This is a genomic window from Shewanella oncorhynchi (genome assembly GCF_030848765.1).
Taxonomy (GTDB): domain Bacteria; phylum Pseudomonadota; class Gammaproteobacteria; order Enterobacterales; family Shewanellaceae; genus Shewanella; species Shewanella oncorhynchi.
Window position 1 is genome coordinate 4,221,451 of sequence record NZ_CP132914.1, and the last position, 13,809, is coordinate 4,235,259.

Annotated in this window: 11 protein-coding genes; 5 read left to right on the plus strand and 6 right to left on the minus strand. The window is 44.3% G+C overall.

Annotated elements, in window-relative coordinates:
* Nucleotides 1-67: 67 nt before the first annotated feature.
* A complete protein-coding gene (locus tag RA178_RS18770; protein WP_306683313.1) occupies nucleotides 68-2,380 on the minus strand; it encodes a S9 family peptidase in 2,313 nt (770 codons plus the stop codon).
* Between the two features lie 266 nt (nucleotides 2,381-2,646).
* Here RA178_RS18770 and RA178_RS18775 point away from each other — a divergent pair, with 266 nt between their 5' ends.
* From RA178_RS18775 to RA178_RS18785, 3 genes are all read left to right on the plus strand, one after another.
* Nucleotides 2,647-3,639: a class 1 fructose-bisphosphatase gene (locus RA178_RS18775; RefSeq protein WP_306683314.1), complete on the plus strand. Its 993-nt coding sequence runs from the start codon at nucleotides 2,647-2,649 to the stop codon at nucleotides 3,637-3,639.
* Nucleotides 3,640-4,336: 697 nt separating this feature from the next.
* On the plus strand, nucleotides 4,337-5,326 hold the full coding sequence (locus tag RA178_RS18780) for a nuclease-related domain-containing protein (protein WP_306683315.1): 990 nt from the start codon (nucleotides 4,337-4,339) through the stop codon (nucleotides 5,324-5,326).
* 175 nt (nucleotides 5,327-5,501) lie between these two features.
* Nucleotides 5,502-6,335 carry a hypothetical protein gene (locus tag RA178_RS18785; RefSeq protein ID WP_306683316.1) on the plus strand — a complete coding sequence of 278 codons (834 nt, stop codon included), beginning with the start codon at nucleotides 5,502-5,504 and terminating at the stop codon, nucleotides 6,333-6,335.
* 703 nt (nucleotides 6,336-7,038) lie between these two features.
* Here the strand turns inward: RA178_RS18785 and RA178_RS18790 are convergent.
* Together RA178_RS18790 and RA178_RS18795 are read right to left on the minus strand one after the other, a co-directional pair.
* Nucleotides 7,039-7,386: a BON domain-containing protein gene (locus tag RA178_RS18790; RefSeq protein ID WP_105250242.1), complete on the minus strand. Its 348-nt coding sequence runs from the start codon at nucleotides 7,384-7,386 to the stop codon at nucleotides 7,039-7,041.
* A 218-nt stretch (nucleotides 7,387-7,604) separates the two neighbouring features.
* Nucleotides 7,605-8,174, minus strand: coding sequence for a DUF7010 family protein (locus tag RA178_RS18795; protein ID WP_173496287.1), 570 nt, complete (start codon nucleotides 8,172-8,174; stop codon nucleotides 7,605-7,607).
* Between the two features lie 397 nt (nucleotides 8,175-8,571).
* Between RA178_RS18795 and RA178_RS18800 the strand changes: the two genes are divergently transcribed.
* Together RA178_RS18800 and RA178_RS18805 are read left to right on the plus strand one after the other, a co-directional pair.
* A complete protein-coding gene (locus RA178_RS18800; protein WP_263167819.1) occupies nucleotides 8,572-9,066 on the plus strand; it encodes a TIGR00645 family protein in 495 nt (164 codons plus the stop codon).
* A gap of 451 nt (nucleotides 9,067-9,517) precedes the next feature.
* Nucleotides 9,518-9,988 (plus strand): hypothetical protein, encoded by a 471-nt coding sequence (locus RA178_RS18805; RefSeq protein WP_263167820.1) that lies wholly within the window; start codon nucleotides 9,518-9,520, stop codon nucleotides 9,986-9,988.
* A gap of 80 nt (nucleotides 9,989-10,068) precedes the next feature.
* On the opposite strand, the gene RA178_RS18810 is transcribed toward RA178_RS18805, so the two are convergent.
* The 3 genes from RA178_RS18810 to RA178_RS18820 form a co-directional block, all read right to left on the minus strand.
* Nucleotides 10,069-11,313 carry a dicarboxylate/amino acid:cation symporter gene (locus RA178_RS18810; RefSeq protein ID WP_263256323.1) on the minus strand — a complete coding sequence of 415 codons (1,245 nt, stop codon included), beginning with the start codon at nucleotides 11,311-11,313 and terminating at the stop codon, nucleotides 10,069-10,071.
* Between the two features lie 391 nt (nucleotides 11,314-11,704).
* Nucleotides 11,705-12,577: a DUF7281 domain-containing protein gene (locus RA178_RS18815; RefSeq protein ID WP_306683318.1), complete on the minus strand. Its 873-nt coding sequence runs from the start codon at nucleotides 12,575-12,577 to the stop codon at nucleotides 11,705-11,707.
* Nucleotides 12,565-13,785, minus strand: coding sequence for a hypothetical protein (locus RA178_RS18820; protein WP_011790750.1), 1,221 nt, complete (start codon nucleotides 13,783-13,785; stop codon nucleotides 12,565-12,567). Before RA178_RS18820 ends, RA178_RS18815 begins: the two co-directional genes overlap by 13 nt.
* Between the last annotated feature and the right edge of the window lie 24 nt (nucleotides 13,786-13,809).

Here is a 13,809-nt window from a genome sequence, read left to right on the forward strand (position 1 = left end):
CTGGATTGGTTTGATAAAAATCAATTCACAAAAAACCAGATCCTAGGATCTGGTTTTTTTATGCCTGCTATTTGGCGTTTTTCAACTGCCTATCGAGGAAATCTGCCAGTGAGCGATATAAGTGATTACGCACTTTCTCGCCACGCATCGAATGTTTAGATCCAGGATAATCGATCATCTGGAACAACTTGCCTTCATCCTGCAGTGCTTTATAAACCCGAGTGCTGTTTTCAAACAAAACGTTATCATCGGCCATACCGTGATACATCAACAGACCCGATTGATAGTTTTTCACATAAGGGAACACACTGCTGGCTTCATAACCCTTTTCATTCCCCTCGGGATGAGCTAAATAACGCTCAGTATAATGGGTGTCATATAAGCGCCAGTCGGTGACAGGAGCCCCCGAAATCGCGGCTTTAAAGTAATCGGGTGCCTTAAATAGACTCATCAAGGCCATGTAACCGCCGTAGCTGTGGCCGTAAATCGCCACATTATCGGCATCGATAAATGGCAGACTGCGCAAATAGTCCACTCCCACTTTTTGATCATTCACTTCAGCTTCGCCCAAATGACGGTAAATCACTTGCTCGAACTTTGTGCCCCTGTGGGCGCTGCCGCGGTTATCCAACTGGAATACCACATAGCCTTGTTGAACCAGATACTGGGTAAAGTAGTCCTGCTCGCTCCAACTGTTGGTCACTAACTGTGCGTGCGGCCCACCGTAAACCCGCACTACGACGGGGTATTGCTTACTCGCATCAAACGGCACAGGTTTGAATAAACGGGTTTGTAACACTTGGCCATCTTCGGCTTTCAGTTCACCAAATTCAGGGATTTGCCACAGACCCGCATAGTCATATAAAGGATGGCCTTGCTTGACTTCATTTTGCTCAACCCAAGCCAATTGTTGGCCCTTGTCACCGTGTAAACTGATCTGCGGTGGCTGAGATAAGCTATTGAAATAATCCAGATACACACTTTGATTGTCGGCAAACACAGGGTCGTGCATGCCCGCTTGCTTGCTTACCCGCTCAACCTTGCCACCCGCTAAAGGCACGCGATAAAGTTGTTTCTCGATTGGCGTATCTTTGCGGCCAGTGAAATATACCCAACCTGCGGTTTCATCTATGTATTCCAACGCATCGACAGCCCACTCGCCCTGAGTCAATTGGGTTTTAAGTTTGCCTTTTAAGTCAAAAAGATACAGATGATTAAAGCCGTCACGCTCAGATGCCCAAATAAAAGCCGATTGCTGTTTTAAAAAGTACAGATCGTTATTGAGGTTCACCCAAGCGTTACTGCGTTCTTTCACTAAGGTTTTTGGCTTAGTCAGTGAATCTAACGCCACCAGTTGCAAATCTAGCTGATGTTGATCGCGGCTCTGCCACTGGAACGACAAATGTTTGCTATCGGGCAACCAATCGACCCGCGGCAGGTAAATATCTTTGCTCTTGTCTTCGTTGTTCTCTTCGCGCAGGGTCACCCAATTGATAGCCTTACCTTTTAACGTGACCACACCGAGGGCGATATCGACGTTGTTTTTGCCGGCATAGGGATAGCGCTGCTCAGTAAGTTTAATACCGTCAGCATAGATTTCGTTACGGGTTACTTGCTCGACACCGGACTCATCAATACGGGTAAAAGCGATGGCCGATTCATCGGGCGCCCACCAATAACCTGTCATGCGATCCATTTCCTCCTGAGCGACAAACTCGGCCATGGCATTTTTAATCGCCCCGCCGCCATCGGTTGTCATAGCTTGGAGTTTTTTGGTTGCCAGATCTAACACATACAAATTTTGGTCCCGCACGAAAGACACAAAATGTCCCTTGGGCGATAGGCGCGCATCTGTGGCAAACCCTTCGCCAATGGGAAGTTGGCTTACACTGTTATCCACTAATGAAAAATAATACAGATTACCAGCAGCCGGAATTAATAGCGCTTGGCTATCATCAGCCCAGAAGTACTCCATAATGCCTTCACCATAAATACGTTGGCGTTCGCGGCGGGCCTTTTCTTCATCGGATAATTCATTGCTTGCCAACTTATCGGCATTGAGCAATAGGCTAGATTTGCCCGTCTTTACATCCATCTGCCAGAGATCATAAAAGTTTTGATTGTCTTTACGGCCCGCAAGATAAGTGACACGCTGACCATCGGGTGACAATTTCAAACCACGAGGACTGGTGCCCGCTAATGCGGGCGAGGCATTCATTCGCTCAATCGTCAGTGGCAGTTTGCCGCCTTCCATTGCAAAAGCTGGGGTAATTGAAAACATAGCTGTCGAAATCATGGCCATTTGGCTCGCTATCAGTAGGGGAACGGCGCGCACCTTAAGTGAGCACGCAGGGAACCAAGTTAACCTATTTTTAATCATTATTATTCCTTGGGAGCATAATCGCCTAAGATGTCAGCGATTAAAAACAAGCCGACATTGTGCCAGAGGCCGCCTATAAATAGAAAGAGCATGCAATATGCCGATACAAATTAGGCCCTTGCGCCAAGCTCAATCCAAATAATCCCAAAAAGCCCCAATATTCGCTAAAAGCATCAGCAACATCGCTGAAATTGTCGACTAACTGAGTTATCATTCGCGGCAAATAACGAAATTGACCTCATTGTTGAACCTCTAAAGGACATAACATGCAGACTCTGGCCCAGCACCTGACCTCACAGGCAGTGAACGACTCCCTCTCCCACCTAATTTTAACCTTAGCCGACACCTCAAAAGCCATTAGCCATGCCGTTCGCCACGGTGCACTTGCGGGCGTGTTAGGCGCGACTGAGCAAGAAAACGTCCAAGGTGAAACCCAGAAAAAACTGGATATCATCACCAACGACATGCTCAAAGATGCATTAAAAGCTGACGGTACAGTGCGCGGTTTGGCGTCGGAAGAAGAAGATCATGTGGTTGAAGTCAGCCAAAATGGTCAATACCTGGTGTGTTTCGATCCGCTAGATGGCTCATCTAATATCGATATCAACTCGTTAGTCGGCACCATTTTCTCCGTCCTGCCCGCGCCTGCTGGCGAGCTGACAGAAACTAGCTTTTTACAATCTGGCCGAGCGCAATTAGCCGCAGGTTATGTACTTTATGGTCCATCAACCATGCTGGCATTAACCACAGGCCAAGGCGTGCGACTCTTTACTTTGCACCCAGAAACCAATGAGTTTTTACTGACTAACGCCGCCATGAGCATTAGCCCAGATACCCAAGAGTTTGCCATTAACATGTCGAACCAACGTTTTTGGGAAGCGCCAATGCAGACCTATATTGCCGATTTACTGCTCGGTAAAATTGGCCCACGCGAAAAATCATTCAACATGCGCTGGATTGCGGCCATGGTCGGCGACGTACACCGCGTGCTATCACGTGGCGGTATTTTCACCTACCCAACCGACAATAAAGATCCTAAAAAACCGTACAAACTGCGCTTGATGTACGAAGCCAATCCAATGGCTTTCTTAGTCGAACAAGCCGGCGGTAAAGCCTCAACGGGTTATGAAACCATTCTGGATATTCAACCAACGCAAATTCACCAACGTGTTGCGGTGATTTTAGGTAGCGCTAACGAAGTCGACGCTTGCCTGAGCTATCATGGTTTGGACTACAGCGAAGAACCTGATTTAGAGTAAGCAGAATCGCTTACTTTCTGATTTTTAGAATAAAAAGCCACTGACCACAGTGGCTTTTTTATTGGTTCGCAGAATGCGACATTTTGATTTTTGATGCGACATAACCGACGAAGGAATTGCGGCCTTACGGCCGAGGTGAATCAAAGTCGTGGGGCTTCACCCCACACCCGACCAAGGAGGACTGCTCGTCCTATCCTCCTTGGATGCTCCATGACGTCCCCAACGGAGTTGAAAGCCCCTTGTGCTCATTGGCAAATTTGCTATCGCTTCCGAAGGATGCGTCCCTGCACCTGCGAAAGCTAGCTCGGCATCCATGCCGAGACTCACGCAATTTGTCTATTCGTCCTGCGGCAACTCCGAGGGGATAGTGTATTCCTCAGACACTGGAGTTATTGCAAAGTAATTAAGGCATAAAAATGAAGCCTATTTGCTCTTTTGCCTGTAATAAAAAGTCTTCAACGCCCTTCTGCAACTTCGCTGGGGAAGATGAACTTCTGAAATCTTAGAGTTAGCTGTTTATCCCAAAAGATTAGTGCCTGTACTCTCTTTTTAATCCAGTTGGGCCCTGTGTATATCTGATAATCAATAGTTACAGTCCCATGGTTAACGTTTAACTATTTTTATCTTTATCTTTCAATGGCAAAGTGGGTATTATGAGGCTGATTATTATCAAGTTATGAATGGATGCTGTTGATAAATGATTCTAAAAACCAAATCACTTCAAAATACCCAAACACCACAAGCTATCGCGGGTCAAAAACAAGAACAGGATGTTGCCTTCTATTTACGCCGCGCCTTCAAAGATCATCCAGAAGTGTTGGTCATCAATGATTTTCGATTCACCTTTAATGACGAAACCGCGCAAATTGATCACTTAATTATCTACACCTACGGTTTTGTGCTAATTGAATCCAAGAGCATAAAAGGCCATGTGGAAGTTAACCAACAGGGTGAATGGACTCGCAGTCACGGAAGTAAATGGTTTGGTATGCCGTCTCCTATCAAGCAAGTTGAACTACAACAAGCACTGCTTAAAGAAATGCTAAAACAGCATAGAAGTGAAATTCTAGGAAAATTACTTGGTATAAGACAACAAAGTTTTGGCATGCGTTGCTGGGACCATCTGTGCGCGGTCTCAAGTGATGCGGTAATCAATAGAGATACTATGCCAACGGCTATTTCTGAGTTGTTAGTTAAAACAGAGTTTTTAGTCGATAAACTTGAAAAGATCATGAATCTTAAAAGTAAGTTCATGCGCATTATAAATGTAAGCGACACCCGCCCCGACTTTAATCAACAAGAACTCAATTCCATTGCCAATTTCTTAATCGATCGACATATAGACCCACATAAATTAGCGACTGAAATAACGCTCGCGCAGACACAACAAATCAATGAGCCTGTTGCACACTTTGAAGTTATCAAAGCAGTTGAAGTCAAAACCCAACCAATAACTCAATCTGCCACACACAGCATTCTTAGCTGTAAACATTGCGGAGAATCAACAAACTACACCCCAATGTACGGTAAGTTTGGTTACTACATCAAATGCAACCAATGCACCAAAAACACGCCAATGAAACAAACCTGCCCACAGTGCCAAAGCAAAAATATCAAAATACAAAAACGCAGCCTGAACTATACCCTCACCTGCCAAGATTGCAGTCATAGCTCACAAGTGATTTAAAAATTGGCGAAAATTCATTCTAAGTTACAGCTTAAAATAAAGGTTAGGTGCATGAAAAATAGAAAATGCAGAGATTTATTCCTATCCCATCTTTTGGCCTTTTGATACTTATTAAAGCAATTTTAGCCTGAACAAGTTGTAAGCTAACCGAAAAACATTATGCTTTAGGTTCTGAATGGATAGCCAAATTTACTGGGAAGCTGATATGGAATTCACGAAAGAAGACAAAGAAATACCAGAAAATCTTAGTCGGTTAGTAATTGATTACTGTGACCCATTGTTTATTTCAACGCGACCACTAAGTCAGCAGAAAAATATAAAAAAGAGCAATGGAACTATCACCTACCTTAAGTATAAAGGGCAACTATGGGGGATCACTAACTCGCACGTAAGTGAATGTGAGAACTCTAGCAAAATATTAGCCTTATATGGCTACGGTACTCCACCGATACATCTTACAGAAGAAAATTTTTATGGGGGCTTTAAGTCACTACAAAAAAATGGTGATAAATCTTATCCCGATATAGCCATTATTAAATTCTGTGACAAAGTCAAAAGTACACATTTTGATAGTAATTTTAGAAAAGCTATCGATCTTGATAGATGGGAAGAGCCACTTGAAAATGAGATTATAACTCCTGTTGCATTTGGATTTCCAACAGAGCATAAAACTCAAAATGGTTTAGTTACATCAAGTCCGTTAGTTTTAGTTACGGGTCGTATTTCTAGTGGCTGGTCACAGCATCACAATAGTTTCTCGTTTCATGCTCAATTAAACGGTGATAGTGACTACTATCTCAGTGGTATTAGTGGTGGACCAATTTTTCACGCTGAAAATAGAGAAGATAACCCCCTAATTATCGGTATTACTTATGAAGGCTCTCCAGGAAGTAAGGAAAATGAATCTACGCTTTTTGGGATGAATAATGCCGTTGTTTCAGGCTATACATTAACTCCAAAAATATTTGAACAGTGGCTTAGTGATGCTGGTTTTATCGATTTTAAGTAATTGAAAGATGCGACAGACACTACTCGTTCTAGATTAACAGTCAACGCCAAAGCAACAGAATACAGCATCCCCTCGGAGTTGCCGCAGGGCATTTGCGTTCGTTGCGTGAGCGAGGCATGGATGCCGAGATAGCGTCAGTCGAATCAGGGACGAGCGTCTGGCGCGATAGCATTAGAACGCTTAATGCCCAAGGGGCTTTCAACTCCGTTGGGGGCGTCTTGGAGAATCCAAGGAGGATAGGACGAGCAGTCCTCCTTGGTCGGGTGTGGGGTGAAGCCCCACGACTTTGACTTACCTCGGACGTAAGGCCGCAATTGCTAACATACTCACAGCGATAACCTTGCCAATTCAACACCAAACAAACCAGCACTATTATCGGGTGTGGGGTGAAGCCCCTTGATTCACCTCGGCCGTAAGGCCACAAAGCCAAAAGCTACGTAGCAAGTGCGAAATGTGGCGCAAAGAAAGTCACGACGGGTACAAACTCCAATGCACAAATCTGCCACAGCAGCCGCAAGGCCAGCGTGAGTGACCATAGCTGGACTCACACATTTATAAATCAAGAAGGCCAACGCCCCGCAGCATGGTTGGCGGGGATTGGTATTTTGTGGCATAAGCGGTGAATTAAAGCCAGATAAGAGCTGCCGCTCCTGTTTGTCGTCTGTCAATTGAATACATCAAACAGGCGGCTTTACTGACATTGCTATTTTACTTCCAACCGATTATTTACCGAGTGCACACCAGAGGTTGCTGCCGTGACCCGTTCAGCTTGGTCTTTCTGAGCTTGGCTATTTACATTGCCGGAAATGGTGACATCGCCCTTGCGGGTTTCTATCTGAATATCTAAATTTTGTAGCTGCTGATCAGCGATCAACGCAGTATTAACTGCTGTGGCAATTTTAATATCATCACCAGTACCATCCTCGGTTGTTACAGTTAAGTCTGGTGTACCTGTTTGAGTATTCACATTGCCACTATCACAACCGTTAAGCAGCAAACTACCAACGAGAACAACACCAGCGGTAACGAACGTAAGTTTCATGGTTTGCATTATAAGCTCCTTCACACTGCAAAAAGTGCAGGGTAATAACCATAATGCAATAACACCAGTTTGAGCTCTGTGCGCTGGCAGACATACAAATCGATCTAGGGCGAGATCACCTTGTTAGACTCTTGATTAAGCGTCAGGGCTGAAGCCCCACGACTTTGATGCACCTCGGCCATTAGGCCGCAAAGCCAAAATCTACACAATAACCCAAAAATAACCCACTAATTGCTAGCACACAGATTTTGCTGAATCTTCCAACGGCGCTGCATCACGGGAATTGAAAAAACATAACAAAACACCACGATTAGAGGCTGAATTTGAAAGCTCAGCTCGGGCCAGAGCATGAAAGCTGCCACACAGGCTAAGGTGCGCACTATCGCATGCACTATGGCCACCTTTTGCGCTGCTAAAACACCGTGGACTAACCACATTAAACCTGTTTGCACCGCAAGGGCGAAAGGCAAAGCCAGATAATTTTCCATAAAAAAGGGAATACTGATGCTAAAGGTTAAAAAACTCATCCCCATCGCAGCGAGAAACACAGTCTCAAACCAATTACGCTCAGCGCTTTTCTTAAACGAGATATTCTCGCCTGTCAGCCGCGAAATACCCATGGCAAGGTAGATAATAGAACCAGTACCGATAAAGACCGCCATCACCAACTGCGAAGGAGGTAATACAAGGCTCAATACAAACAGTAGGATCCACACAATCATGCCAGATAAGGGCATAGCTAAAGCACGTTGTTGACGGTATTCGATTAATTGTTGGTCCAGTGATTTATGTTGCATGATTAAGCCTCCTTGTTTAGATGACTTAAGTATCTGCGTAAAATGTCCATCACGGCAGTGTGAGTTGTCAGCAATCTAGGATGACAAATGTCACTTCCTTCATCAAAGCCCTAAAATGCCAAGAAAAATGATCATCCATGGCTGAATTTGCTTGGTATTAGGTTGAAAAAGCGACGTTCAGACATATCAAAGGCAGTGCAAATTAAACGATGTGGCGCTACTAACACCTAACATAGGGTTTAAATAACCACAGAGGTTACAAAAAAAATACAATAACAGCATATAACTCACGCCATTGTGATTGGGTAATAGCGCGCATAAAGTGCATTATGTTACTGTTTTAGTCATTAGTGACTCGATTTTTTTACCGCATTTTAGATAAAGGGTTTAATGGATTATGGAACAAATATTTGAAAAATTAATGTATGCATCGCGCTGGATTATGGCGCCAATTTATTTAGGACTCAGCTTTGTTTTATTGGGCTTAGGCATTAAATTCTTCCAAGAGATCTTCCATATTCTGCCGATCATTTTTGAGATGACTGAAGTGGATTTAGTGCTGGTGACCCTGTCCTTGATTGATATCACCCTCGTGGGCGGCCTGATTGTGATGGTGATGTTTTCTGGCTACGAGAATTTTGTCTCGCAGCTGGATGTGGGCGAAGACAGTGAGAAGCTAAGTTGGCTGGGTAAATTAGATTCTGGCTCACTGAAAAACAAAGTGGCGGCGTCGATTGTGGCGATTTCGTCTATTCACCTACTGAAAATCTTTATGGATGTGAAGAATATCGATAACGACAAAATCATGTGGTATCTGTTAATACACATCACCTTTGTATTATCAGCCTTTGCCATGGGCTATCTGGATAAAATGACTCGCACTGGTAAGTAGCAAGTTCAAGCCTTATAAGTGGAGCGATCACGGTGTTAACGCTGTGGATGGTTTTGAGAGCAAAACCTAATCGAAGATAACGTTTTATTCGTTTCTGCTAAATTAAAAAGCCACTCTTTTGAGTGGCTTTTTACAAAGTTAAACCGTAAAGCAAGCTTAATAGGAACATCTTTCCCATTATTTAACGCGTGACTGATCCCACACATCCTAACTTTATTTTCACCTTGTTGACTCATTAATCAGTACTTATTTAAATCCTAATACAGCTATTTGTAATATCTATTCTTTCACTTGTTGTGTTAAATATTTGGATATCAGTCATACGGTTTAAATCTATTAAAAATACTTACCCAAAGGTGTCAAAAAAATCTATAATCGCCACCTTTTTGACAAACTCGTCACCAATGCATCTATTTGCAAATAAACATCCCTGTAATCGCAAGGTAGTAAAGTGAAAACACAGTTACTGGCTCTCATGCTCGTCAGCCATATTGGCTACGCCCATGCCAAGGAAGATTTGGCCTCAACTTTAAACGCAGAAGGAATACCACTGAAGAGTCATAACATCGATTTTATCGATAAAAATCTCAAATTAACCTTGGCCTGTTCCGTTGGAGATCTACAACCTAGCATTAATGTCACTATGTCGGAATCCTTTGCATTTTATGGGGATCCTAGCGTACTCATCATTACCAGTGGCGAACAAACTAAACTGAAATTGCATGGCACTGGCTCACTGATGAATTTCAGCAGCGGGAACAAAACTAATTCAGACCTGTGGAAAAGTTTAAGTACGATCCAATCTCCAAACTTACACCTTGAAGCCATTTCCTTCAGATCAAGTAAATACACTAGCTCAAACATAGTCGCCGTAGGCTTTGCCGATGCAGTTGCTAAGCTGAAACAAGATTGTGTCCAATAGGCACCTAGGCCTATATAAGTACATAAAAAAAGCCACTGTTTTCAGTGGTTTTTTTTTATAAAATACGACTTAATGGCACATTAACTCTTCGCTGACTCAAGCTGATGCACTTTCTCGGTTTGATCCACTATAGTCAACACCGCAGTATCACCAACCACGTTACAGGATGTCAGCACCATATCAATAATCCGATCTAAGGCCGCCACTATGGCAAAGGCTTCAATCGGTAAACCCATTTGATGGATTAACACACCTATCATCACCATGCCGCCACCGGGCACACCGCCCGCACCGACAGATAATAGGAAGACACTAAATAATAGCGAAGGCAATTGCTCAGTGGTAATGGGCATGCCAAAGGCGTTGGCGACAAAGAAAATCGCAATAGTGATATAAATCGCCACACCGCCCATGTTCATGGTCGCCCCCAGCGGTACGCCAAAACCAGCAACAGCACGGTTCACGCCTAACTTGTCCGTTAAAGTACGCATGGTCACGGGAATAGTCGCATTTGAGCTTGCGGTCGAGAGTGAAAACAGCACTTGCTCTTGGGTCTTCTCGCGGAAGGTTTTGGCTGAAATTGGGGTAAATATCCCCACTGCCATAGGATAAACCACAAAAATCCACAGTAGCAGCAGCGCGAGGATCAGCACCATATACTCAACCACACTCATAAACACACCTGCATCTAAGGTCGCGCCGAGTTTAAACATCAAGGCAAATACACCATAGGGCGCAAGACTCATCACCACAGAAATCAATTTCATCATGATTTTATTGGCGGTTTGAAAACCTTGGACAGCACCCGCAACATGCTCACCAAGGGACTTAATCACACCGCCAAGCAACAAGGCCATAAAGATCACTTGTAGCATATTGCCCGACATAAAAGCCGTCACAGGATTACGTGGGACTATGTCGATCACTAGCGCCATCAGGCTTGGCAACTCTGTTGCGGTAATGGCTACACCATCCGTGCTGCTCATATCAACGCCTTTACCGGGTTCGAGTAGCAGTGCCACTAATAATGCCGTCGCGATTGCGACAAAGGTATTGATGATATAAAAACCGAAGGTCTTACCGCCCAAGCGGCCAAAACTTTTGAGATCTTGCAGCTCACAGACACCACAAACGATGCTCACAAACACGAGTGGCACAACCAGCATCATGATCATATTGACGAACATAGTACCAACGCCACCGGCAAGCTCGACTAAATTACCCGAGAAAAAACCGATATCGTTTAAGAAGTATTGCACTATTGTGCCGAAAATAAGGCCGGCAAACAGACCAATAAAGATCCGCGTCGAAAGTGATTTCATCATGCTTGTGATTTCCCCAGAAAGGTCATTTATTTGTTATTCATCTTCCATGATGAGCACAATTGCCAATCCATTTTTGGCTCAGGCGGGGATAGTGAAACATGCTAGCCGTTAATTCAATGAATAAATTTACTTATTTAATTTCAAATTAAGCAAAACACATCACAAAAAACTTATATCCATATGATTTTAAATAAAATAAAAACAACTGAATAATAAACAACCAGTTGACCACTTTATTTTAAAATAAAAATAATAACAGAATTAAAACAAAAAAATCACGATTAACGGGTTTTATTGGGATAACTCTAGATTTAAAAACTGAATAAACACTTTAATCAGCATTTAAAACCACTTATATCGCATTTTACAGAGATATGGGGAAGGATAAAGGTTAACTGTATGCCAGTAGTACTAGCTCAAGCCGATGATGCAGCAGGTGCTGCTGTTTGATACTAATATGGTGTTGATTTAGCCAAACGGCTAATTTTTGCCAATGCTTTAACTCGGCATTTTGCAAATACTTAGCCTGTTTCGCTTGCTTGTCGAAATCATCAGTAGAATTAATTTGTGCTATTGCCAATAACTCAGCAGGTGCTGTCAGCGCAAGTTGTGGCACAAGGCAATGGGTCACGCCCATTAAGGTATGGGCGATTTGTAACCCTGCGGGATCTAAGTCGGTAAAGGCAATGATCGGCAATTTATCTGCCATCGCTTGCAAAAAATGCCGCACGCCAATCGGGGAATGATGACCGCTACCTCGGTAGATAACCATCACATGAGTTAAATTCTCAGGTAAACACGCTTGATGGATAACATCAAATACATCTAAGTTTTCAACCACTAGGATGGCTGCGACATTGAGTTCATGACAATGCTTTTGTGCTTCATCCAATGGAATACGCAGTGATGTGCGAGTTGAAATCCCAGTTGGTGAAGATTCGAAACCTAGATATTTCATCAAAACGTATTCGGCTTCGGGACGGATCTTAGCGAGCTTTTCATCGTGACTTTTGGCAGACATCGCCATGCGATCGACATTGAAATCAAGCTGCCTTAAATCAAGCCCCATTAACGCCAACACGCTTTGCCTTAGCAGTTCAAAATCTTTGGGCGCAAAACACAGATACTTTTCGGATCCGTCTAACTCACCCACTTCTAACTCGCGATAAATCGCACGCCAGTTAGCCGTGAGCTTAACCTTGGGAGAACGCTTAATAAAAGCGTTCTCCAACAGTTGTAATTGTTGTTGGCCTAGGCGAGCCATAACTCAACATCGCGAATAATAAAGTTGCCGCTATAGATGGGATGCGGTTCACCCAATGGCTCAAGCTCAAAATAAGCTTTGTGCTCATCGGGCAGACCTTCGTAGCCGCCAATCACTTGATAAATCCAGCTTTCAGCGTCCCAAGGCAGTGCCTTATCCGCCAGATATTCCAGCGCCGATTGGCGCAGGCCAGACTCAATTACATCGACGAAATACTCATCCACCGCTTGTTTGAGCGGATTATCCGGCACATCGAAGTCTTCACTTTGGGTGATAGAAACAGATACATCATGCTCACGCACCGCCGCAATCACAGGATGGCGGCTGATGGCTTTGATATGCGCGACTATCCCCATCAACTCCAACTCTTGGCTGGCGTTGTGCACATCTACCGATGCAGGGGCGAGCAAGATTTCGGCGCGATTGAATAGACTCGGGATTTCCTTGTGGGACACATGGTCCGCAGGACGATAATCCGGATGCAAATCAGTGTAGAGCAACCAGCCCTTGAGCAAACGGGTACGCCCACGGATTTGTCTGAAGCGGCCTAAGAGTTCGAGTAAACGCCCCTGCACTACGCTCAGTTCCTGGGCGCAGTCGCTCATGGTTTCCTGCAAAGTCGTCACTAAGAGCTTGCGCAGTTCACGTATATCGCCAGCGATTTCGCCTAGCTCACTAAACTGGAACATCTCTAAGCCATTAAGCAATTCAGACACTTGGCTTTGAGCTAATTCGTTTTCGCGGATCTTAGCGTTGATCGTACCCACATAACCGAACTCGTTATTAATGCGGCCCCAGAGCACACGGATCGAATAACGCAGACTGTCGGCGAAACTATAAACATGCTCGCTTAAATCTGATAAATAGGCCTCGGCGGCGCTGTAGTCTGAGCTATGACGCGCCTCTTTATAATGATCGGCCAAGGTTTTAATGGTCGCTAAGGCCGAACCGACATTAGAGTCGATTTGACGATTGCGCTCATCACTTAAACCTTCTTCGAGTAAGGCACGCACAGAACGCTTAAGCCGCAGCTCCTGATCTGGCTCTGGCCGCCATAAAATCCCTGCCTGTTTAAGCTTTTCGACCACGCTTGGATCGTGTGCATCCTCGTTAAGAGAGCCCGCCAAATAGGTGTCCATAATAATGTCAGCATGGCGACCTAACTGCTTGAGCAGTTTCACACCCGCCTGATGTAAGTTACTGCTCATCATGGCCTCCTTGGTCGCAGCTTT